Origin of the sequence: Corynebacterium sp. ACRPQ, from assembly GCF_022347225.1 — a bacterium.
Lineage (GTDB): Bacteria > Actinomycetota > Actinomycetes > Mycobacteriales > Mycobacteriaceae > Corynebacterium > Corynebacterium tuberculostearicum_D.
Genome location: NZ_JAKRNF010000009.1, coordinates 59,840 through 82,457, shown reverse-complemented (window position 1 = coordinate 82,457; position 22,618 = coordinate 59,840). Strand labels below are relative to the sequence as shown.

The window sequence follows — 22,618 nt, the reverse complement described above, 5'->3', positions numbered from 1 at the left end:
TATATGGCAGAGAAAGGCCACGACGTGACTGATAGAACCCCAGCAATCCTCGTTCTCGCGGACGGGCGTACCTTCCGCGGTTATGGCTTTGGCGCCACCGGCACCACCTTGGGCGAGGCCGTATTCACCACGGCGATGACCGGCTACCAGGAGACCATGACGGACCCGTCTTACCACCGCCAGATTGTGGTTTCCGCAGCGCCGCACATTGGCAATACCGGTTGGAACGACGAGGACAATGAGTCCCACGGCAACCACATCTGGGTTGCGGGCCTCGTCATCCGCGACCTCGCGCAGCGCGTATCCAACTGGCGTGCAGAGCGCAGCCTGAGCGAAGAGATGGAAAAGCAGGGTGTCATTGGCATCCGCGGCATCGATACCCGCACCTTGGTTCGCCACCTGCGCAACTACGGCTCCATTGCCGCCGGCCTGTTCTCCGGCGAAGATGCAAAGCGCCCGGTCGAGGAGTTGCTCAAGGAAGTTAAGTCCCAGGACTCCATGGAAGGCGCCGACCTAGCCGCAGAGGTATCTACCGACGAGCCGTACACGGTCGAGGCCGTAGGGGAGAAGAAGTACACCGTCGTTGCCTTCGACATGGGCGTGAAGACCGCAACCCCGCGCCACTTTTCCCAGCGCGGCATCGAAACCATCGTCGTGCCCGCAAATACCTCCTTTGACAAGGTGAAGTCCTATAACCCGGATGGCGTCTTCGTCTCCAACGGCCCGGGCGACCCGGCTACCGCCGATGAAATGGTGGGCATCATCAAGCAGGTGCTCGAAGCCAAGATTCCGTTCTTCGGCATTTGCTTTGGCAACCAGCTCCTGGGCCGCGCGCTTGGCCTGGACACCTACAAGATGAAGTTCGGCCACCGTGGCATCAACGTGCCGGTGCGCAATAACGTGACCGGCAAGATTGATATCACCTCTCAGAATCACGGCTTCGCGCTGAAGGCTCCGGAAGGCTATGACCTCAACAGCAAGGACGCCGAGTTCGCTACCGATTTCGGTCCCGCGCAGGTCACCCACATCTGCCTCAACGACGACACTGTCGAGGGCGTGGCATTGCGCAACGGCATGGCCTACTCCGTGCAGTATCACCCAGAATCCGCGGCCGGCCCGCACGATGCCAACCCGCTATTTGATCAGTTTGAAGAACTGATGGCTAACCACACCCCAAATAAGTAGACAACCAGGAAAAGGAAGAATAACTATGCCAAAGCGCAACGACATCAACCACGTCCTGGTCATCGGCTCCGGCCCGATCGTCATCGGCCAGGCTTGTGAGTTCGACTACTCCGGTACCCAGGCCTGCCGCGTGCTCAAGGAGGAGGGCCTGCGCGTAACGCTGGTCAACTCCAACCCGGCCACCATCATGACCGACCCTGAGTTTGCGGACCACACCTACGTGGAGCCCATTGAGCCGGAATACATCGAAAAGATTCTGGTCAAGGAGCGCGAAGAGGGACACCCCATCGACGCCGTGCTGGCTACCCTGGGCGGCCAGACCGCGCTGAACGCCGCTGTTCAGCTCGACCGCCAAGGAATTTTGGACAAGTACGGCATCGAGCTCATCGGCGCCGATATTGACGCCATCGAGCGCGGCGAGGACCGCCAGAAGTTCAAGGACATCGTAGCCTCCATCGGCGGTGAGTCCGCCCGCTCCGCTGTGTGCCACAACATGGATGAGGTCCACGAGACCGTCGATAAGCTCGGCCTGCCCGTCGTAGTCCGCCCCTCCTTCACCATGGGTGGCTTGGGCTCCGGTCTGGCCTTCAATAATGAGGACCTGGACCGCATTGCCGGCGGCGGCTTGGCCGCGTCCCCTGAGGCCAACGTGCTCATTGAGGAATCCATCCTGGGCTGGAAGGAATACGAGCTCGAGCTCATGCGCGATGGCGATGACAACGTCGTGGTCGTTGCCTCCATCGAAAACGTCGATGCCCTAGGCGTGCACACCGGCGATTCCGTCACCGTCGCCCCGGCGCTGACGCTTACTGACCGTGAGTTCCAGAAGATGCGTGACTTGGGCATTGCCATCATCCGCGAGGTCGGCGTCGATACTGGCGGCTGTAATATCCAGTTCGCGGTTAACCCGGAAGACGGCCGCATCATCGTCATCGAGATGAACCCGCGCGTGTCCCGTTCCTCCGCACTGGCCTCCAAGGCCACCGGTTTCCCGATTGCCAAGCTGGCGGCCAAGCTCGCCATTGGCTACACCTTGGACGAGGTACAAAACGACATCACCGGCGAGACCAAGGCAGCCTTCGAGCCGACCCTGGACTACGTCATTGTCAAGGCCCCACGCTTTGCTTTTGAGAAGTTCCCAGGTGCTGACGACACCTTGACCACCACCATGAAGTCCGTGGGCGAGGCCATGGGCATCGGTCGTAACTACATCGCGGGCCTGAACAAGGTCATGCGTTCTTTGGAAAACAAGCCCAATGGCTTCTGGACCAAGCCGGATGAGTACTTCGCCGGCGAGCGTGCCACCGACCTGCAGGCCGTGCTCAAGGATCTGGAGCGCCCAACCGAGGGCCGCATGTACGACATCGAGCTGGCCCTTCGCCTTGGAGCCTCTGTGGACGAGGTCCACGAGGCTTCCGGCGTTGACCCATGGTTCATCGCTGAGCTGGCCACGTTGGTGGCCTTCCGCCAGGAGCTTATCGACGCCCCAGTGCTCACCGAGGAGCTGCTGCGCGAGGCCAAGGTCTTTGGGCTTTCCGACGCCCAGATTGCCGCCCTTCGCCCCGAATTCAACGGCGAGGATGGCGTACGCAGCCTGCGCTGGCGCATGGGCATTCGCCCCGTGTACAAGACCGTAGATACCTGTGCCGGCGAATTCGAGGCACAAACCCCGTACCACTACAGCTCCTATGAGCTCGACCCGGATGCCGAGACCGAGGTTCGCCCGGCACCGGAAGGCTCTAAGGGCAAGGTCATCATTTTGGGCTCCGGACCGAACCGCATTGGTCAAGGTATCGAGTTTGACTACTCCTGTGTTCACGCGGCCCTTGAGCTTTCGGAGCAGGGCTATGAGACCGTCATGGTCAACTGCAACCCGGAGACCGTCTCCACCGACTATGACACCGCAGACCGCCTCTACTTCGAGCCGCTGACCTTCGAGGACGTTATGGAGGTCTACCACGCGGAGGCCGCTTCCGGTGACGTCGCCGGTGTGATTGTCCAGCTAGGTGGCCAGACTCCGCTGGGCCTCGCTGCCCGCCTGGAGGAGGCAGGCGTTCCGGTTGTGGGCACCAGCCCCGCAGCTATCGACTCTGCCGAGGACCGCGGCGAATTTGGCAAGGTCCTCGATGAGGCAGAATTGGCAGCACCGGAATACGGCACCGCCACCTCCTTCGCGGAGGCCCGCGAGGTTGCTTCCTCCATCGGCTACCCAGTACTGGTTCGTCCGTCCTACGTGCTGGGCGGCCGCGGTATGGAAATCGTCTACGACGAAAAGGCGCTGGAAGACTACATCGAGCGTGCCACCGAGCTGTCTCCGGACCACCCGGTTCTGGTGGACCGCTTCCTGGATTCCGCCATCGAGATTGACGTTGATGCACTGTGCGACGGCAACGAGGTCTACCTGGGCGGCGTCATGGAGCACATCGAGGAGGCCGGTATTCACTCCGGTGACTCCTCCTGTGCTCTGCCACCGATGACGCTCGGACCCGAGGACATTGAAAAGGTCCGCACGTCCACCCGCTTGCTCGCCGAGGGCATTGGCGTCAAGGGCCTGATGAACGTCCAGTTCGCCTTGAAGGATGACATCCTCTACGTCATCGAGGCCAACCCACGTGCTTCCCGTACCGTGCCGTTCGTCTCCAAGGCCACCGGCGTACCACTGGCAAAGGCAGCTTCTCGCGTCATGATGGGCTCGAGCATCGCCGACCTGCGCGCCGAAGGCATGATTCCTTCCGAATACGACGGTGGTTCTTTGCCGCTGGAGCACCCGATTGCCGTCAAGGAAGCAGTCTTGCCATTCAACCGCTTCCGCCGTCCCGATGGCAGCCTGCTCGATACGCTGCTCTCGCCAGAGATGAAGTCCACCGGTGAGATCATGGGCTTGGCTACCAACTTTGGCGCGGCCTATGCCAAGGGCGAAATTGCAGCCTTCGCCGTGCCGCCCACGGAGGGCACCGTCTTCGTTTCTGTTGCCAACCGCGACAAGCGCACCCTGATCTTCCCGATTCAGCGCCTGGCCAACATGGGCTACAACATCGTCGCTACCGCCGGCACCGCCCAGATGCTGCGCCGCAACGGTATCGAGTGCGAGGTTGCCGCCAAGGTCTCTGAGGCCAAGGAAGGCGAAGAGTCCATCGTGGATAAGATTTTCAACGGCGAAATCGACTGGATTCTTAATACTCCAGCTGGCTCCGCCGGTGCCCGCCACGATGGCTACGATATCCGCGCCGCCGCCGTACACATGGAGATCCCACTGGTGACCACCGTGCAGGGTGTAACCGCAGCTGTTCAGGGCATCGAAGCTATGCGCATTGGCAACCTGCAGGTACGCGCACTCCAGGAGCTTGAGCATGGCCCACAGCACTAAAGGATTTGGCGAGCGGCTAGAAGAAGCCGGTCAGGAACGTGGGCGCCTGTGCGTTGGCATCGACCCACACCCATATCTCTTGGACAAGTGGGGACTGGAGCCTACCGCTGAAGGTCTGCGGACCTTTAGCATGCGCTGCGTTGAAGCCTTTAGCGATACCGCCGCCTTGGTAAAACCACAGGTTGCCTTCTTTGAGCGCTTTGGCTCCCAGGGCTTTGCGGTCCTAGAAGAAGTCCTGGCTTCCCTGCGGGAAGCGGGGTGCCTTACTGTTGCCGATGCCAAGCGCGGCGATATTGGCTCCACCATGGCCGGCTATGCAGATGCGTGGCTCGGCGATAGTTCGCCGCTGCGCGCAGACTCCGTGACAGTGTCCCCCTATCTAGGCGTTGGCGCCTTGGGGCCGGTATTCACCAAGGCCGAAGAAACCGGCCGCGGTGTATTCGTCCTGGCGGCTACCTCCAACCCGGAGGCACGTGCCATCCAATCGGTCCCGGTGGGCGAGGAGAGCACCATCGCTCAAGGCGTCGTCGATGAATGCGCCGCGTTCAATGTCGAGGCGCACAAGTCTGGCAAGCCGGGCGATGTCGGCGTAGTCGTCGGCGCTACGTTGGACAATCCGCCGCGCCTCGATGCGCTCAATGGTCCGGTTCTTCTGCCCGGCGTTGGCGCCCAGGGCGCTGGCCCAAAGCAGGTGAACGGCATTGTTTCTGCTCATCCATCGCTGGGATTCGCCAATGTGTCTCGAGCAGTACTCGAGCAAGGTCCTGGTGTCGCTGACCTGCGCAAAGCGGTTGCTCAGGTAGTGGCAGAGTTCCGGGACTAATAGGGGCGGCGCGGCTGATTAACAGCCGCGCCGTTTACCTGGTACTTTGTTTAAGGTATGTGCGGTGACGTGCTAAAATAGGCGTGCTTTTGGACCCGTTAATCGTCACCGTTCAATGAGCAGTGCTAGGATTACCAGAAGTCGGTTTGCTCGAAGGTTATTAATAACTTTCCGCGGTGTATTAACTGCGTTAGGCAACCGTAATCTGGTACCAAGTACTAGACGTAACAGAATCAATCTAATGAATCGGAGGAAACCCGTGGCCCTTCCAAAGTTGACTGATGAGCAGCGCAAGGAAGCTCTCGCAAAGGCCGCTGAGGCCCGCAAGGCTCGCGCCGAGCTCAAGGCTGCGCTCAAGCGCGGCGAGACCGACCTGAAAGACGTGCTCGAAAAGGCTGAGACCGATGAGATCATCGGCAAGACCAAGGTTTCTGCGCTCCTCGAGGCTCTGCCGAAGGTTGGCAAGGTCAAGGCTAAGGAAATCATGGAAGACCTGGAGATTGCTCAGACCCGTCGTCTGCGCGGCCTGGGTGAGCGTCAGCGTCGTGCTCTCCTCGAGCGTTTCGGTTACGGCGAATAGTCACAACCATGGCTGACGCAACTGCACGCGGGCGCCTCGTCGTTCTGGCGGGGCCTTCCGCAGTGGGAAAATCCACCGTAGTTTCGCGTCTGCGCAGTGACGTCGAGGGGCTGTACTTCAGCGTGTCTATGACCACGCGCCAGCCCCGCCCCGGGGAGCAGGACGGTGTCGATTATTTCTTCGTCACCCCAGAAACCTTCCAGGAGCGAATTGATGCCGGGGAGATGCTCGAATGGGCTGATATCCACGGCGGATTGCAACGCTCTGGAACGCCCGCCCAGCCGGTAGAGGAAGCTTTGGCCGCTGGCCGCCCAGTACTCGTTGAGGTGGATCTCGCGGGTGCCCGGAGTGTAAAGAAAGCACTGCCGGAGGCAGACCTGGTCTTTTTGGCACCCCCATCATGGGAGGTACTTGTGGAGCGGCTCACCGGCCGCGCTACCGAGCCGCAAGACGTCATTGACCGTAGGTTGCAAACTGCGCATGAGGAACTAGCCGCACAGGACGAGTTCGACCACGTCGTTGTGAACGAGGATCTGGACGAGGCAGTATCTGCCATTAGTGATATCCTGCGGGCATAGACCTCCTTTTTGACCATCTTCAATCAATGTAAAGGTGCATGTGACTAACGTGACCACCCCTTCTAACACTGAAGCCGCAAAGGCGGAACCAGTATTTGATGATCCGATCGGCATTACCGATCCCCCGATCGATGAGCTTTTGGACAAGGTTTCCTCTAAGTACGCTTTGGTCATCTTTGCCGCTAAGCGCGCACGCCAGATCAATAGCTACTACCAAGAGCAGGATGAAGGTGTCTTCGAGTTCGTAGGCCCGCTGGTTACCCCAGAGCCAGGCGAAAAGCCTTTGTCCATCGCATTGCGCGAGATTGATGCTGGCCTGCTTGACCACGAGGAAGGCAAGTAGCTAGCACTAAGCGTGTAATAGCTTTAAGGCTCCACGCGCCGCCACGGAAGTGCATTCCCGAATTGGGGTGTACCTCTTGGTTGCGGCGGGTGGAGCCTTTCTCTATGTCGGCAGGTACCATCGTGCGGTGTGACTGATAAAGATTCCTCTCGCAATATTGTTCTCGGCGTCGCTGGCGGCATCGCGGCCTACAAGGCGTGCCACCTCGTGCGCAATCTCAAGGAAGCGGGCGATGACGTTCGCGTTGTCCCCACGGAAAGTGCACTGAACTTCGTGGGTGCGGCTACGTTTGAGGCTCTATCCGGCCACCCCGTCGCCACGAGCGTGTTTGAGGCCGTGGATGAGGTGCAGCACGTCAACGTAGGACAGCATGCGGATGCTGTGGTCATTGCGCCCGCCACCGCGGATCTTATCGCGCGCTTGGCTGCAGGCCGAGCAGACGATTTGCTCACGGCGACCGTATTGGTCGCGACGTGCCCGGTTATTGTGGCCCCGGCCATGCACACTGAGATGTGGCATAACCCCGCTACGCAGGACAACGTGGCTACTTTGCGACGCCGCGGTATCACCGTCATCGAGCCCGCCCACGGCCGCCTTACCGGCAAGGATTCTGGCCCAGGTCGTCTGCCGGAGCCAGAACAGATCGCGGAGATTGTCCGTACTGAACTGGCGGGCTATCGAGTGCAGCACACCTGGCAGGGCAAGAAGGTCGTCATATCAGCCGGCGGTACCCAGGAAGAACTTGATCCGGTCCGATACTTGGGCAATCGCTCTTCCGGCAGGCAGGGATTCGCGCTCGCGGAATGGGCCGCCCAGATGGGCGCCGAGGTCACCATCGTTGCGGGTAATACCGCCCAGCTTCCTGTGCCAAGCGGCGCGAAGCTACGGCACATTGTCTCCACCCGTGAGTTGGAGGATGCCATGCGCGAGGAGTCCCGCGATGCGGACGTGGTGATCATGGCCGCTGCAGTCTCTGACTTCCGTCCCGCGGAGGTTGCCGAATCAAAGATGAAGAAGGGACAGGCAGACGATGCACTCTCGACGCTCCATCTGGTGGAAAACCCGGATGTGCTCAAAGGGCTCGTCGCTGCGCGCGAGCGCTCGGAGGTCCCTGCCGAGTGCGTAATTGTGGGGTTCGCCGCCGAAACCGGTGATGCCCAGAAGTCCGCCTTGGACTATGCCCAGGAGAAGTTTGCGCGTAAGGGCTGCGACGTGCTCATGGCCAATGAGGTCGGGCGCGGAAGAACCTTTGGCCAAAAGTCCAATGAGGGATGGATTTTACGTCCGGATAGCGCGCCACAACGCGTGGAGCATGGCTCGAAGCAGGTTGTCGCCGCTCAGATTCTTTTGGCCGTGAATGAAATGTTTCAGGTGTAGACAACTAAAATTGCATTTATAGACCGCTTGGTCTAGGATTGCGAGGTATTAGGCTTGGGCGTAGAAACCCACAGCATCGAATCAACAGTGAGAACGAAGGAAGTTTTTGTGACTGATAACGCTGCAGTGGCAACTCGTCTTTTTACCAGCGAGTCCGTTACGGAAGGCCATCCCGATAAGATTTGTGACGCCATTTCTGACGCCATCCTTGATGCCCTGCTGGAAAAGGATCCAGCATCCCGAGTCGCCGTCGAGACGTTGGTGACCACCGGCCAGGTTCACGTGGTGGGCGAGGTTCGCACCGAGGCATACGTAGAAATCCCGGCGCTGGTGCGTGACACACTTAAATCCATCGGCTTTACTTCTTCGGAAGTCGGCTTTGATGGCAACACCTGTGGCGTGAATATCGCCATTGGCGAGCAGTCCCAGGAAATTGGCGCTGGAGTAGACAACTCCACTGAAGCCCGCGCCCATGACGAGGACTATGACGCCGAAAACGATACCGCTGGCGCAGGCGACCAGGGTCTGATGTTCGGCTATGCCTCCAATGAGACCGCTGAGTACATGCCACTGCCCATCGCTTTGGCGCACCGCCTGTCCCGCCGCCTGACGCAGGTGCGCAAGGAAGGTATCGTCGATCACCTCCGCCCGGATGGCAAGACCCAGGTGACCTTTGCCTACACCGACGACAATGAGCCGTCCCACCTGGATACCGTGGTCATTTCCACGCAGCACGATGCCGAGGTCGATAGCGCTTGGTTGGAAGGCCCCTTGCGCAGTGAGGTCCTGGAATGGGTTATCAAGGACGCCGGCTTGGAGAAGTACTACACCGAAGACACGACCTTGTTGGTCAACCCTTCCGGTTCCTTCATCCTTGGCGGTCCGATGGGCGATGCCGGTCTTACCGGCCGCAAGATCATCGTCGATACCTACGGCGGCATGGCTCGCCACGGCGGCGGCGCGTTCTCTGGCAAGGACCCGAGCAAGGTGGACCGTTCCGCTGCTTATGCCATGCGCTGGGTGGCTAAGAATATCGTGGCCGCGGGCTTGGCAGATCGCGCTGAGGTTCAGGTGGCTTATGCAATCGGCCGCGCCAAGCCGGTCGGCTTGTACGTGGAGACCTTCGGTACCGCCAAGGAAGGCCTGAGCGATGCGAATATCCAGGCTGCGGTAGATCAGGTATTTGACCTGCGCCCGGCCGCTATCATTCGCGAGCTCGACCTATTGCGCCCCATCTATGCGCAAACTGCCGCCTACGGACACTTTGGTCGCACCGACGTTGAGCTGCCGTGGGAGCAGTTGAACCGAGTGGAAGCATTGCGTGCTGCCGCTGGTCTGTAGAATCGAGGCCTATGCCTAAGAAAACACCCGCCACCCGGAAGCCGGTTGCGCGGGTGTTGCCTCTTTTAGGGGTTGCGCACCTAGACCGAGGGTTTGATTACCTCGTCGAAGAGGCGGACTCGGAAGAAGTCCAACCGGGGATTAAGGTGCGTATCCGCTTCAACGGGCGCTTGGTGGACGCGATTGTCTTAGAACGCCGGCATGATTCTGAATTTGGGGGCAACCTGCGCTTTATCGAGCGCATCATCTCACCCTTCCAGGTTTATCCGCCGCAGCTGGCCCGGCTTGGCGACGCCCTGGCAGACCGCTACGGCGGCGTGCGCTCAGACATTATCCGCTCCGCTATCCCGCCGCGGCACGCCAAGGCGGAGGAATCCGACCTGGAAACCCCGTGGGAGGAGCTCGGCACCACGAGCGAGCCCGACCTATCAGGGTGGTCGGCGTACCAGCATGGCGAGGCTTTTGTCGATTCGATTCTGGCCGGCAAGCTCGCCCGTGCCGCTTGGCAAATCGCCCCGGGCGATGATTGGGCACATGCGCTGGCTGCACTCGCTGCCAAAGTGGCGCTTGGCGGTGGCGGAGTTCTCCTCGTCGCCCCGGACCAAAAGAGCGTCGATGCCTTAGACGCCGCGCTTCGCCAGGTACTTGGCGCAAAGCAGATAACGGTGCTGACTAATAGCATGGGCCCGCAGGCGCGCTACCGCCGCTATCTCTCCGCACTAGTGGGCCAAGCGCGCGTGGTCATTGGCACCAGGTCTGCCGCCTTTGCCCCGGTCAAAGACCTGCAGCTGGCGGTGATCCTTGATGATGGCAATGATAATTTGGTCGACAACCTCAAGCCCTATGTCCATGCGAGGGAAGTACTCACCACCCGCTCAGCCTTCGAAGGCTGCAGCATGGTTTTGGCCAACCATTCGCGGACGGCGGAGACACAGCTCCTCGTGGAATCAGGATGGGCGCACGACGTGGTGGCCAAAGAGCAAACCATAACGGCGCGTTGCCCGGCTATCGAGGCGGTGGGGTCGTTCGGTCTTTCTATCGCGCGCGACCTCCAGGGCGGTACCACAAAAGTACAGGCGCAGGCCTTCCAAGCCGCCCACCAGGCGCTGGATAGGGGAGAGCCGGTGCTGGTGCAGGTACCGCGCAAGGGGTATGCACCCATTTTGGCCTGTGGCCAGTGCCGAGCGCCGGCTCGCTGCCGGCATTGCAATGGGCCATTGGGGCTGCCGCCCAAGGGGGCGTCGGCAAGCGCGGGCTCGGAAGAGGCGGGAATGCCTACCTGCCGCTGGTGTGGTCGCATTGAGGCGCGGCATCGGTGCACTGAATGCGGGTCCCCGCGCCTGCGGGCCATCGTGTTGGGCTCGGAGCGCACTGCGGAAGAAATGGGCCGGGCCTTTCCCAATACGCGGGTGGTGGTCTCGGGTGGAAACAAGGTGCTCGATGCGGTAGACAATGCGCCGGCGCTGGTCATTGCCACCCCTGGTGCGGAACCGAGAGTAAACGATGGAGCCTATGGCGCGGCGTTGCTCTTGGATGCCGGGGCATTGCTCAACCGGCAAGACCTGCGCGCCACGGAGGATACCCTAGCGAAGTGGGCGCAGGCGGCTACCTTGGTGCAGCCGCATTTCAAGGGTGGTCGAGTAATCCTAGCCGCCGATGAGTCTCTTACCGTAGTCCAGCATTTCCTGCGTTGGGATATGGTGGGCGCGGCCGCGGCAGAGCTTGCTGCCCGGCGCGAAGTGCGCTTCCCACCCGCGGTGCATTTTGCTGCCATCGACGGTGCGGATGCATCCCTAGATGGCTTTGCCGAGCTTGTGGATCTTCCAGACCACGCGGAGGTCTTGGGCCCAGTTCCCCTTCCACCGGGGCAGAGCCTGCCTGGTGACTACGATAGCCAGCGCTTTGGCCCACCGCAGCGACTGGTCGTGCGCACCCCGCTGGGGCCGCGTTCCCAATTGGGGCGGGCATTGCGCAGCGCCAACGCCGCGCGCAGCGCCCGCAAGGATGACCTGCCTTTGCGCATCGTGGTTGACCCCATCCACGTGGGTTAGCCATATCGGGGCCGTAGGCGCTCATGCGCTAATCTCGACGGAGGAAGCCGCCACCACCGGCCGGTTTGGTCACGGTGCCATGAGAAAGGTGTGATTGCCATGTCCCTTCGAGAGCTGCGTATCTACGGCGACCCAGTCTTGGGCAGCCGCGCGGAGGAAATTAGTAGATTTGATGCCGGTCTGCGCGCTTTGGCGAGCGATATGCTCGAGACCATGGATAAAGCCGGGGGAGTAGGGCTGGCGGCTAATCAGGTGGGGATTTTGAAGCGCATCTTTGTCTATGACTGCTCGCATACCCAATCTGGGCTGCGCGGGGCGATTGTTAACCCGGTCTGGACTCCGGTGGGAGAGCAGCAGCAAACAGGCCCGGAAGGATGCCTATCCATTCCGGGGATTAGCGCGGAAACCACGCGGTTCAACCGGGTTTTTGTGTCTGGCCTGGATATTGAGGGGCGCCCTGTGTCCATGGTGGCCTCAGGACTGATGGCTCGGTGCATCCAGCATGAGACCGATCACCTCGATGGGGTGCTCTTCCTACAACGCTTGGAGGCACCAGTGCGCAAGGAGACCATGCGCGCCATCCGTGAATCCGAGTGGTTTAACGCCTCGTAGCCCACTCGCTGTGGCGGCAGCGTTGCGGCGTTGTAGCCTAGTATTTTGAACGATATTAAGAGGAGAGTTTCCCCGCATGCGGATCATTTTTGCCGGTACCCCTGAGCCAGCCGTTGTGGCCTTGGAAAAGCTACTTGCCTCGTCGCACGAGGTGGTGGCGGTAATTACTCGCCCAGACGCGAAGAAGGGCCGCGGCCGCACTCTTCACCCGAGCCCAGTGAAGGCGCTCGCCCAAGAACATGGCATTGAAGTATTGACCCCAACCACCCTGCGCCCTGACTCCGAGGACGGTCAGGCGCTGCGTGCCCGCTTAAAGGATTTGCAACCAGAGGCGATTCCGGTGGTGGCCTACGGCAACTTGGTGACAAAAGACCTCCTGGAACTACCACAGCATGGCTGGGTAAACCTGCACTTTTCCTTGCTTCCGGCATGGCGCGGTGCGGCCCCGGTGCAGGCTGCCATTGCCGCAGGCGATGACGTTACCGGCGCATCAACCTTCCGCATCGAAGAGGGCCTGGATACGGGCCCGGTGCTCGGCACCGTGACGGAGGAGATTAAAGGCACCGATACTGCCGATGACCTGTTGACGCGCCTTGCCTATTCCGGCGGCGATCTGCTCGTGGCCACCATGGATGGCCTAGCGGCGGGACAGCTGGAGGCACAGCCGCAGCAGGGCGAGGCTACCTATGCGCCGAAAATCTCTACCGCGCAGGCCCGCGTGGAGTGGTCACAGCCTGCCTTTGCTATCGATCGGCACATTCGCGCACACACGCCTGGGCCGGGTGCATGGACCATGTGGGACGAGGCCCGCGTGAAGATTGGACCGGTCAGCCTCATAGAAGAGGTGGCGGTTCCACAGGAATTAGAACCAGGGCAGCTGCACATTGCCAAGAACGCCGTATTCATCGGTACCGGTACGCAGCCAGTCCAGCTGGGTAAAATCCAGCCTCCGGGAAAGAAGATGATGAATGCGGCCGATTGGGCCCGCGGACTAGGCAAGGATGCCGAGGTGAAGTTTCAATGAGTGGTGGTTTCCGTTCCCGCAGCAAGTCCGGGGATAAGTCGCCGGCGGGCAAGCCGCAGGACTCCCACAAATCCACTGGTGCGAAGGGCCGAGATGGCCGCCCGCAACGGCAGCAGCGTGGCAGCCGCGGTGGGCAGCACAGGGGCCGGCAGGCTGTTAAGGGCCAGCGTCCCGGCAAGCGCCAGGAAGGCGGTCTGATTCAGGCCGCGCTGGCTGCGGGCGTGGATGCGCCGCGTGCGGTCGCCTTCGACGTGGTGCGCAGGGTAAGTGAGGATGATGCTTTTGCCAACCTCATTTTGCCCAAGGCGCTGCGCAAGCAAAAGCTCAAGGGGCGCGATGCCGCCTTCGCCACCGAAATCACCTACGGCACGCTGCGCACCCTTGGCGTAGTTGATGCCGTCATCGCGGAATGCTCTTCGCGCGGCCTCGAGGCCATTTCCCCGGCCGTCGTTGATGCCTTGCGTCTGGGTGCCTATCAAGTTCTTTATACCCGCGTGGAGCCACACGCGGCGGTTGATACCACCGTTCGTTTGGTAGAAGCCGCCGGTGAAGTCAAGGCCAAGGGCTTTGCCAATGGCATCATGCGCACCATTACGCGGACGCCGGCCAAGGCCTGGCTGGACAAGCTCGCCCCGCAGGGAGAAATCGCCGGCATCGCCTTTAAGCATGCCCACCCCACCTGGATTGCGGAATCGTTTAGCCGCGTGTTGGGCCTAGGGGAGTTGGAGGCTGCCCTGGCGGCGGATTCGGATCGACCTTCGGTGCATCTAGTGGCGCGCCCCGGCGAAATCTCGGCCGAGGAATTGGCCCTGATGACCGGCAATGAGGAGGGGCGTTATTCCCCTTATGCGGTGTACATGGAATCCGGTGACCCCGGCCAATTGGAACCCGTGCGCCAGGGATTGGCGGCCGTGCAGGACGAGGGCTCGCAGCTGATTGCCCGCGCGGTATGCGAGGCGCCCCTCGAGGGCGAGGACACCGGCCGGTGGCTCGATCTCTGCGCCGGTCCCGGCGGTAAGGCGGCGTTGATGGGAGCGCTTGCCCGCATCGACTCCGCGCACGTGGATGCAGTGGAGGTATCCCCGCACCGAGCGGCGCTGATTGAAAAGACGGTCAGCGATTTGCCCGTGGACGTTCATGTGGCAGATGGCCGCAATCCCGGCGTGGGAGAGGGCTTTGACCGCGTGCTTGTCGATGCCCCCTGCTCCGGCCTCGGCGCCCTCCGTCGCCGACCCGAGGCGCGGTGGCGCAAGTCGGAGGCCGATATTGCCGAGCTTAACCAGCTGCAATTCGAGCTCTTGTCCTCCGCTTTAAACCTGGTGCGTCCAGGTGGCGTGGTCATCTACTCCACGTGTTCGCCAGATCTGCGCGAAACCCGGGGCATCGTTGACCGCGCCGTGCGCGAACTCGGCGCCGAAGAACTCGACGCACATGCTCTCATTCCTGATATGGGCGATGTAGGCCACGAGAAATCCGTGCAGATGTGGCCACATCGCCACGGTACCGACGCCATGTTCTTTGCGGCCCTTCGCCGTGCAGCCAACTAATCGCGATAGACTGGTGGGCATGTCCGCACCGATTATTTCCCCTTCCATCTTGGCCGCTGATTTTTCTCGCTTGGGCGAGGAGCTAGCGGCGATTGATACCGCAGACTGGGTCCATGTGGACATTATGGATGGGCACTTTGTGCCCAACCTGTCTTTCGGCCCAGATATCACGGCCACGGTCCATAGCAGCACCGATAAGCCACTAGATGTCCACCTCATGATTGAGCAACCCGAAAAGTGGGTTGAGACCTATGCCAAGGCGGGCGCGCATACGATTATCTTCCACGTGGAGGCCGTCACCGATGACCAGGCGGCAGTGGACTTGGCCCAGCGCATCCGCGATTTGGGCGTGCGTGCGGCCTTTTCCATCAAGCCAGGCACTGCCATCGAGCCGTGGTTGGATAAGCTGCACCATTTCGATGAGGTGCTCGTGATGTCTGTGGAGCCTGGCTTCGGCGGGCAAAAGTTCATGCCAGAAATGCTAGAGAAAGTCCATAAGCTGCGCCGCAGCATTGATGAGCAGGGCCTTGACACCATCATCGAGATCGATGGCGGCATTTCACCAGAGACCATCGAGGCAGCCGCCGAGGCCGGCTGCGACGCTTTCGTGGCAGGCTCAGCCGTATTCAAATCGGACGACCCCGCCGGCATCGTGAAGCAGCTGCGTGATCTGGCGGATGGTGCTTAATGGGCGCGGAGCTACAAGACAGCAACATCTCCGCGGCGCTATTGCGCGCAATGGCCGCCGGTGCTGAGGTCCGCGGAACCACGAGCCCTAACCCACCCGTTGGCGCGGTCATCGTGTCCTCAGCCGGGGAAATTGTGGGCGTCGGCGCCACCCAGCCCGTGGGAGGTGCGCATGCCGAGGTCATGGCGTTGCAGGAGGCCGGAGATAAGGCGCGCGGCGCCAGGGCCGTGGTCACCTTGGAACCCTGCGCGCACACCGGTCGCACGGGTCCCTGCGTGCAGGCGCTTATCGATGCCGGCGTGGCTCGCGTGTACTACCTCCACGCCGATCCCACCCCGCAGGCTGCGGGTGGAGCAGAAGTGTTGGCGGGGGCTGGAGTGGATGTCGCCAAGCTAGAAAAGCCCCCGCACGCCGAGGATGCTTTGGTACCATGGTTATTTGCCGTGCGCACCCAACGACCCCACGTCACCTTGAAGTTCGCGCAAACGCTGGACGGTTTCACGGCCGCGGCCGATGGAACCAGCCAATGGATTACGGGCGAGGCAGCGCGCGACTGGGTGCATGCCGATAGGGCGCACCGCGATGCCATCGTGGTAGGTACCGGCACGGCGCTGGCTGATAATCCCTCGCTCACCGCGCGCTTGAGCGACGGCAGCTTGCGCGCGCACCAGCCCCGCCGGGTGGTCATTGGCAAGCGTGATTTGGAATCGGCAGGCGATGCAGCAAGCCACCTGCGCGAGTTGGGGTACGAGCAGTACGACAGCATCGAAGAAGCTCTCTACGAACTCTACGCCACCGGTGCCCGCGACGTCCTCGTGGAAGGAGGCGCAGGCCTGGCCAGCAGCTTTCTCAAGGCTGACTTGGTAGATGCCATCTCGGCCTATATCGCGCCACTTTTGCTGGGCGAGGGCCGTGGCGTGCTTGCGCACCCCGTGACCCAGACACTGGCAGAGGCCACCCGTTTCCACAGGGTGGGAATGAAGGCGCTGGGTGACGACGTTCTTATTGAGTACGTGCGCTAGACGCTGGACATAGTAGTGAGCGAGAAAGGTTGGAAGTGTTTACTGGGCTAGTACAAGAGTTGGGCACCGTGGATGCAATGGAGCCGCACGCAGACGCGCTTCGCCTGAGCATTCGTGCCCCGCGTACCGTTGCGGGGGCCGCACTGGGTGATTCCATTGCCATTAACGGCGTATGCCTTACCGTGGCGGATCTGTCGGCGGATACTTTTTGTGCGGATGTGATGCAGGAGTCCCTCGACCGCACCGCACTGGGGCGCCTTGCCGAGGGCGATCCGGTCAATGTCGAACCGGCACTGCTTCCCACCACCCGGCTGGGCGGGCACATTATGCAAGGCCACGTGGACGGTACCGCTACGCTGCAGACCCGAACTAGTTCCGAGAACTGGGATGTGCTGCGGTTTAGCTTGCCGTCGGAGCTTTCCCGATACGTCGTGGAAAAGGGCTCCATTGCCGTGAGCGGCACCTCGCTGACCGTGAGCGCCGTGGGCCCAGACTGGTTCGAGGTATCCCTTATCCCCACCACTTTGCGCGATACTATTCATGGCGCCTTGCCGGTGGGAGGAGAGGTAAATCTCGAGGTGGATGTGCTGGCCAAGTATGTTGAAAAGATGCTTCACCCCGAAGCTCAACCCCCTGAGGCTAAGGACTAGACTGCTACCTTATGAGCGCGAGTGATAATTCCATCCGTCTAGATTCCATCGACCAGGCCATCGCGGACATCGCCGCTGGTAAGCCGGTTGTTGTCATCGATGATGAGGATCGCGAAAATGAAGGCGATCTGATTTTCGCCGCGGAGCTAGCCACCCCGGAACTCGTGGCTTTCATGGTGCGCTATTCCTCTGGATATATCTGCGCACCCTTATTGCCAGACGATTGCAATCGGTTGAACCTACCGCCGATGCTGGCGGTCAACCAAGATGTACGCGGCACCGCCTACACGGTGACCGTGGATGCAGCAACGGGCAGTACCGGTATTTCTGCCACCTCGCGCGCAGAAACCATCCGCCGCCTGGCAGACCCCAGCACCACTCCAGGGGAGTTCACCCGTCCAGGCCACGTGGTGCCGCTGTGTGCTCGCCCGGGCGGCGTACTGGAGCGTGACGGCCATACGGAGGCTTCTATTGATCTGGCCCGATTGGCGGGACTGCGCCCGGCTGGTGTGCTGTGCGAGATCGTCTCCGAGGATGACCCCACGGATATGGCGCGCTCGCCAGAGTTGCGTCGCTTTGCCGATACGCATGGGCTCTCCATGATCTCTATCGCGCAGCTCATCGAGTGGCGCCGCCATAATGAAACGCAGGTCACGCGCCAGGTTGCCACTGAGCTACCCACCGAATATGGTCACTTCACCGCCATCGGCTACCGCCATGAGGTAGACGGGCAGGAACACGTTGCGTTGGTCGCAGGGGAACCTTCCGAACTGCGCGGCGCACGCGACGTCATGGTGCGTGTCCATTCCGAATGCCTAACCGGTGATGCCTTTGGCTCACGGCGCTGCGATTGCGGGCCCCAACTGCATGAGTCCATGCGCCTTATCAGCCAGGAGGGCCGCGGTGTGGTCATTTACCTGCGCGGTCAGGAAGGCCGTGGCATCGGGCTTTTGCATAAGCTGGAGGCCTACCGCCTGCAGGATTCGGGCATGGACACCGTCGATGCCAACTTGGAGCAGGGACTGCCCGAGGACGCCCGCGAGTATTCCGTGGCCGGGCAGATCCTTCGCGATCTCGGCATAGAATCCGCACACCTCTTAACCAATAATCCGCATAAGGGCGAGGGGCTGAGTGGCTTTGGGCTGGACGCCAGCCACCACACGCCGCTGGCAACCCCTGCCCACGCGGATAATATTGACTACTTGCGTACTAAACGCGACCGCATGGGCCACGACCTCCCGCAGGTTGCCCAGTGGGATGCCGAACATAAGTAAAGCTTTAACGTGCAATCGAAAGGATAGCGATGAGTAAAGAAGGCCTGCCTGATATTGCCCAGGTTGATGGCAGTGGACTGCGCGTTGCTGTGGTTACTGCTACGTGGAACGCAGAAATCTGCGACCAGCTCCATGCCCAGGCGGTGCAGACTGCTACCGATAATGGAGCTGAGGTTGCCGAATACCGAGTGGTAGGTGCCCTGGAACTTGGCGTTGTGGTCCAAGCAGCAGCCCGCTCCTACGATGCCGTGGTGGCACTAGGCTGCGTTATCCGTGGCGGCACCCCCCACTTTGACTACGTTTGCGACTCCGTCACCCAAGCGCTGACCCGTATCTCGCTCGATGAATCCACCCCAGTAGCTAATGGCGTTTTGACCGTCAACGACCAGCAGCAGGCTATCGACCGCGCCGGTTTTGCAGATTCGGTAGAAAACAAGGGCGCCGAAGCTATGATCGCCGCTTTAGACACCGCGCTGCAGTTGCGTACACTAAACGCAGCACAAAAGTAACCTCTAGCAATGCGTCAGCGCCCAACGCTTGACCACCAAGGTGGCCGGCGGGGCGCGCCCCAAGGAGTATGCACATGAACGAGGCGCAGGCCCCAAAGAATCCGCAGCACAGCCGCCAGCTTAGCGACGCCGAAGTATTGGCCTATACCAGCGCCGATCCCTTCGCACAGACCACGTCTAAACCATGGGAGTACACGGCGACCTCGCCCTTCCTGCGCAAGGTGGCTATCGCCTGGGTGATTCTCGTTCTGGCCATCCATATCTTTATGGGAGTCACCTTGGATGTGTCTTTTACCGGTGCGCACGTGACCACCATCGACAAATTCGCTTTCCCTGGCGTTGGTGTTCTCATTTCCGTTCTCTCCTGGATCGCTCTTAACCGTCCCCGCTTGCGCGCCAATGAGGATGGGGTAGAAGTCCGCAATATCGTGGGCACCCGCTTTTATCCGTGGCAGGTGGTCTACGGACTTTCCTTCCCCGTGGGCCAACGTATGGCACGCCTTGAGCTGCCCGAGTTCGAGTTCGTTCCCGTCTGGGCTTTGCAGTCTGGCGATAAGGACACCGTCATTGACAACGTCCGCCGCTTCCGCGACGTGGAAGCCAAGTACATGCCCCAGGATTAACAATTGGCTGACCCCACCACCTACCGCCCGGCTCCGGGAACCATTCCCACCGACCCAGGCGTCTATAAGTTCCGCGATGAAAACCGCCGCGTTATCTACGTGGGCAAAGCCAAGAACCTGCGCGCTCGGCTGTCTAACTATTTCCAGGACATCACGCAACTGCACCCGCGTACTCGCCAAATGGTCCTCACCGCCAACTCGGTGGAGTGGACGGTAGTTGCCAGCGAGGTGGAAGCCTTGCAGTTGGAGTACACGTGGATCAAGCGCTTTGATCCACACTTCAACGTCATGTACCGCGACGATAAGACCTATCCTATGCTCGCGGTTTCGGTCGGAGAGACGGTCCCTCGCGCCTTCTTCTACCGTGGACCGCGGCGCAAGGGCGTACGCTATTTCGGCCCCTATTCCCATGCTTGGGCCGTGCGCGAAAGCTTGGACTTGCTTACCCGCGTCTTTCCCATGCGTACCTGCTCCAAGGGAGTATATAACCGGCATGAGCGGCTAGGGCGTCCGTGCCTTTTGGGATACATCGGCAAATGCGATGCACCCTGCATTGGCCGAGTAAGCAAGGAAGAACACCGCGAGACGGTCAACGATCTCGTGTCCTTCATGAATGGCAACACCGGTTCAGTACGCCGCAAACTCACCCAGGACATGGAGCAGGCCGCCGAGAACCTAGAGTTCGAGCGCGCGGCGCGCCTGCGCGATGATTTGGGCGCTATTGACAAGATTATGGAACAGCAGGCTGTGGTCTTCACAGACGGCACGGATGCTGATCTCATTGCTTTTAACTCCGATGAACTTGAGGCAGCGGTACAGATTTTCCATGTTCGCGATGGGCGCATTCGCGGTCAGCGCGGTTGGGTAGTCGAACGCGCCGGCGATCAGGCGAGTTCAGAGCCCTTGGACGAAGGAAAACCTGATCCCGCGCTGCCCGCGTTGGTACAAAACTTCCTCATCCAGTTCTATTCCGATGCAGTAGAGCGCGAGAAACAAGAGGCGCGCGAAGATGCTGCGCTTGCCGCGGACGTGAAGCGGCGCGGGGTGGACCAAGAATCGCACATGAAATCTCGCCGCGTGCAGGTTATTCCGCGCCAAATTTTGGTTCAGGCCCTGCCGGATGAACCGGAGCAGGTCATCGAGTTGTTGGAGGAGCTGCGCGGTGCCCAGGTGGACCTGCGTGTTCCCCAGCGCGGCGATAAAAAGCAGCTTATGGCCACGGTGGAGAAAAACGCCAAGGAGCAGTTGCGTCAGCATAAGCTCAAGCGGGTAGGAGACCTCACCGCACGTTCGGCGGCATTGCAGGATATTCAAGAAGCCCTAGGCATGGAGCAAGCCCCATTGCGCATTGAATGTACCGATATCTCGCACATTCAAGGCACAGATGTGGTTGCTTCCCTGGTGGTCTTTGAAGATGGTTTGCCCAAGAAGTCGGACTATAGGCGCTACCGCATCAAGGAAGCGGCAGGTGATGGCCGCTCGGATGACGTCGGTTCTATCGCAGAGATCACGCGCCGTCGGTTTAAGCGCCATAAGCAAGATAAGCTGGCCCATCCGGATGAGGAAGTAGAAGAGTCTTCCTTTGCAGAGGAGAAGGTGGCGGAAGAATCTGCCGAAGCGGGGCGTCGCTTTGCGTATCCACCGCAGCTTTTTATCGTGGATGGCGGTGCGCCCCAGGTGGCCGCGGCTCAAGAGGTATTTGATGAGTTAGGCATCGTGGATGTAACCCTGGTGGGCTTGGCCAAGCGCCTCGAGGAGATCTGGGTTCCTGGCGATGATGAGCCGGTGATTTTGCCGCGAAACTCGCAAGCGCTCTTCCTCCTGCAGCAAATTCGCGATGAAGCCCACCGCTTTGCCATTACTTACCACCGGCAGCAGCGCTCAAAGCGGATGCGTTCCTCGGTACTCGATTCCGTTCCTGGATTGGGTCCGCAACGGCGCACCGATCTGGTCAAGCATTTCGGTTCGGTGAAAAAGCTCAAGGCCGCCACTGTGGAAGAGATCTGTGAGGTAAACGGTTTTGGTCCCAAACTGGCCCAGACCGTGTACGAGAGCTTGCATGATTCTGCGAGCAATTAAGTGGCATTCTCCTAGAGGCAGCGAATCTTGAAGCGCTAGACTGAAGAGCATGACGCATTTCGAAACTCCACCCATTTTGATAACCGGCATGTCCGGCGGCGGGTTGAGTTCCGCTGCCAAAGTGTTTGAGGACAAGGGCTACTACGTGGCCCACAATATTCCGCCTCGCGCCATTGTTGACCTGCTCAAGCTGTGCAACCAAGAGGAAACTCCAGTGGGCAAGGTAGCAGCCGTAACGGATGTGCGCTCGCGCATGTTCCCAGGGTCTCTGTTGGAGATTATGGATGAGCTTACGGAACTAAATATGAAGCCCACCGTGCTCTTCTTGGATGCCCGCGATGATGTACTCATCCGCCGATTCGATTCGGTGCGGCGCACCCACCCGCTGCAGGAGGGGGACACGCTTAAAGTAGGAATCCAACGCGAGCGCCGGGCAGTGGCAGATGTGCGTTCCCATGCGGATATCATTATCGATACGACGAGCCTATCCATTCATGATCTTCGCCGTGCCATTGAGGCCGCCTTTGGTGAGATGCAAAATGAAAAGCAGCATGTCACCGTTGAATCCTTTGGATTTAAAAATGGCTCGCCCCGCGATGCCGACTTAGTGGTAGACGTGCGGTTCCTGCCTAACCCCTATTGGGTTCCGGAACTGCGCGGATATCGCGGTACGGATGAACCGGTTGCCCACTATGTGCTCTCGCAGCCAGCGGCGCAGGAATTCGTGGACAATTTCTTGCAGATGTTTTCTACCATGCTGGATGGCTACCGCCATGAGGGCAAGAACTTCATCACGGTTGGCGTCGGTTGCACGGGCGGTCACCACCGGTCCGTTGCCGTCGCAGAGGCTATTGCGGCGCGCCTGCGGGACAATGACACATTAGACGTCAGCACCCTGCATAGGGATATCGCTCGAGGCTAGAGCACAGGAGTTTTAACGCTTTT

20 protein-coding genes are annotated in these 22,618 nt (G+C 60.5%); all 20 read left to right on the top strand.

Going from position 1 to position 22,618, the window contains the following annotated elements; translation table 11 throughout:
- Positions 1–3: 3 nt before the first annotated feature.
- Positions 4–1,185, top strand: coding sequence for a glutamine-hydrolyzing carbamoyl-phosphate synthase small subunit (carA, locus tag MHY24_RS07000; protein ID WP_239228853.1), 1,182 nt, complete (start codon positions 4–6; stop codon positions 1,183–1,185).
- Positions 1,186–1,210: 25 nt separating this feature from the next.
- Entirely contained in the window at positions 1,211–4,552 is a 3,342-nt protein-coding gene (carB, locus tag MHY24_RS06995) for a carbamoyl-phosphate synthase large subunit (protein ID WP_239228833.1), read from the top strand.
- Entirely contained in the window at positions 4,536–5,375 is an 840-nt protein-coding gene (pyrF, locus tag MHY24_RS06990) for an orotidine-5'-phosphate decarboxylase (RefSeq protein ID WP_239228832.1), read from the top strand. The genes carB and pyrF overlap by 17 nt, the downstream gene beginning before the upstream one ends.
- Positions 5,376–5,634: 259 nt before the next feature.
- A complete protein-coding gene (gene mihF, locus MHY24_RS06985; protein ID WP_005328460.1) occupies positions 5,635–5,955 on the top strand; it encodes an integration host factor, actinobacterial type in 321 nt (106 codons plus the stop codon).
- 8 nt (positions 5,956–5,963) lie between these two features.
- On the top strand, positions 5,964–6,533 hold the full coding sequence (gene gmk / locus MHY24_RS06980) for a guanylate kinase (protein ID WP_239228831.1): 570 nt from the start codon (positions 5,964–5,966) through the stop codon (positions 6,531–6,533).
- Positions 6,534–6,573: 40 nt separating this feature from the next.
- Positions 6,574–6,876: a DNA-directed RNA polymerase subunit omega gene (rpoZ, locus tag MHY24_RS06975; protein WP_005324891.1), complete on the top strand. Its 303-nt coding sequence runs from the start codon at positions 6,574–6,576 to the stop codon at positions 6,874–6,876.
- A 129-nt stretch (positions 6,877–7,005) separates the two neighbouring features.
- Positions 7,006–8,253 (top strand): bifunctional phosphopantothenoylcysteine decarboxylase/phosphopantothenate--cysteine ligase CoaBC, encoded by a 1,248-nt coding sequence (coaBC, locus tag MHY24_RS06970; protein WP_239228830.1) that lies wholly within the window; start codon positions 7,006–7,008, stop codon positions 8,251–8,253.
- Between the two features lie 108 nt (positions 8,254–8,361).
- Complete coding sequence (gene metK / locus MHY24_RS06965; protein ID WP_239228829.1) at positions 8,362–9,594, top strand: methionine adenosyltransferase; 1,233 nt, start codon at positions 8,362–8,364, stop codon at positions 9,592–9,594.
- 11 nt (positions 9,595–9,605) lie between these two features.
- Positions 9,606–11,645, top strand: coding sequence for a primosomal protein N' (locus MHY24_RS06960; protein WP_239228828.1), 2,040 nt, complete (start codon positions 9,606–9,608; stop codon positions 11,643–11,645).
- A 99-nt stretch (positions 11,646–11,744) separates the two neighbouring features.
- Positions 11,745–12,257, top strand: coding sequence for a peptide deformylase (gene def, locus MHY24_RS06955; protein WP_239228827.1), 513 nt, complete (start codon positions 11,745–11,747; stop codon positions 12,255–12,257).
- A gap of 76 nt (positions 12,258–12,333) precedes the next feature.
- Positions 12,334–13,281, top strand: coding sequence for a methionyl-tRNA formyltransferase (gene fmt / locus MHY24_RS06950; protein WP_239228826.1), 948 nt, complete (start codon positions 12,334–12,336; stop codon positions 13,279–13,281).
- Positions 13,278–14,828, top strand: a complete 1,551-nt coding sequence (locus tag MHY24_RS06945; RefSeq protein ID WP_239228825.1) for an RsmB/NOP family class I SAM-dependent RNA methyltransferase — start codon at positions 13,278–13,280, stop codon at positions 14,826–14,828. The genes fmt and MHY24_RS06945 overlap by 4 nt, the downstream gene beginning before the upstream one ends.
- 19 nt (positions 14,829–14,847) lie before the next feature.
- Positions 14,848–15,516 carry a ribulose-phosphate 3-epimerase gene (gene rpe / locus MHY24_RS06940; RefSeq protein ID WP_239228824.1) on the top strand — a complete coding sequence of 223 codons (669 nt, stop codon included), beginning with the start codon at positions 14,848–14,850 and terminating at the stop codon, positions 15,514–15,516.
- Positions 15,516–16,538: a bifunctional diaminohydroxyphosphoribosylaminopyrimidine deaminase/5-amino-6-(5-phosphoribosylamino)uracil reductase RibD gene (gene ribD, locus MHY24_RS06935; RefSeq protein WP_239228823.1), complete on the top strand. Its 1,023-nt coding sequence runs from the start codon at positions 15,516–15,518 to the stop codon at positions 16,536–16,538. The genes rpe and ribD overlap by 1 nt, the downstream gene beginning before the upstream one ends.
- Positions 16,539–16,573: 35 nt before the next feature.
- Entirely contained in the window at positions 16,574–17,188 is a 615-nt protein-coding gene (locus tag MHY24_RS06930) for a riboflavin synthase (RefSeq protein WP_239191981.1), read from the top strand.
- Between the two features lie 11 nt (positions 17,189–17,199).
- A complete protein-coding gene (locus MHY24_RS06925) occupies positions 17,200–18,462 on the top strand; it encodes a bifunctional 3,4-dihydroxy-2-butanone-4-phosphate synthase/GTP cyclohydrolase II (RefSeq protein ID WP_239228822.1) in 1,263 nt (420 codons plus the stop codon).
- A 29-nt stretch (positions 18,463–18,491) separates the two neighbouring features.
- A complete protein-coding gene (ribH, locus tag MHY24_RS06920; RefSeq protein ID WP_049378203.1) occupies positions 18,492–18,971 on the top strand; it encodes a 6,7-dimethyl-8-ribityllumazine synthase in 480 nt (159 codons plus the stop codon).
- A gap of 74 nt (positions 18,972–19,045) precedes the next feature.
- Entirely contained in the window at positions 19,046–19,594 is a 549-nt protein-coding gene (locus tag MHY24_RS06915; RefSeq protein ID WP_239228821.1) for a PH domain-containing protein, read from the top strand.
- Positions 19,595–19,597: 3 nt separating this feature from the next.
- Entirely contained in the window at positions 19,598–21,673 is a 2,076-nt protein-coding gene (gene uvrC / locus MHY24_RS06910; RefSeq protein ID WP_239228820.1) for an excinuclease ABC subunit UvrC, read from the top strand.
- Positions 21,674–21,713: 40 nt separating this feature from the next.
- Entirely contained in the window at positions 21,714–22,595 is an 882-nt protein-coding gene (gene rapZ / locus MHY24_RS06905) for an RNase adapter RapZ (RefSeq protein ID WP_239228852.1), read from the top strand.
- Positions 22,596–22,618 lie beyond the last annotated feature (23 nt).

Bases quoted from the DNA above. Each gene is read 5' to 3' on its own strand.
- carA (WP_239228853.1), top strand. From the start codon at position 4: ATGGCAGAGAAAGGCCACGACGTGACTGATAGAACCCCAGCAATCCTC.
- carB (WP_239228833.1), top strand. From the start codon at position 1,211: ATGCCAAAGCGCAACGACATCAACCACGTCCTGGTCATCGGCTCCGGC.
- pyrF (WP_239228832.1), top strand. From the start codon at position 4,536: ATGGCCCACAGCACTAAAGGATTTGGCGAGCGGCTAGAAGAAGCCGGT.
- gmk (WP_239228831.1), top strand. From the start codon at position 5,964: ATGGCTGACGCAACTGCACGCGGGCGCCTCGTCGTTCTGGCGGGGCCT.
- MHY24_RS06960 (WP_239228828.1), top strand. From the start codon at position 9,606: ATGCCTAAGAAAACACCCGCCACCCGGAAGCCGGTTGCGCGGGTGTTG.
- def (WP_239228827.1), top strand. From the start codon at position 11,745: ATGTCCCTTCGAGAGCTGCGTATCTACGGCGACCCAGTCTTGGGCAGC.
- fmt (WP_239228826.1), top strand. From the start codon at position 12,334: ATGCGGATCATTTTTGCCGGTACCCCTGAGCCAGCCGTTGTGGCCTTG.
- MHY24_RS06945 (WP_239228825.1), top strand. From the start codon at position 13,278: ATGAGTGGTGGTTTCCGTTCCCGCAGCAAGTCCGGGGATAAGTCGCCG.
- rpe (WP_239228824.1), top strand. From the start codon at position 14,848: ATGTCCGCACCGATTATTTCCCCTTCCATCTTGGCCGCTGATTTTTCT.
- ribD (WP_239228823.1), top strand. From the start codon at position 15,516: ATGGGCGCGGAGCTACAAGACAGCAACATCTCCGCGGCGCTATTGCGC.
- MHY24_RS06925 (WP_239228822.1), top strand. From the start codon at position 17,200: ATGAGCGCGAGTGATAATTCCATCCGTCTAGATTCCATCGACCAGGCC.
- ribH (WP_049378203.1), top strand. From the start codon at position 18,492: ATGAGTAAAGAAGGCCTGCCTGATATTGCCCAGGTTGATGGCAGTGGA.
- MHY24_RS06915 (WP_239228821.1), top strand. From the start codon at position 19,046: ATGAACGAGGCGCAGGCCCCAAAGAATCCGCAGCACAGCCGCCAGCTT.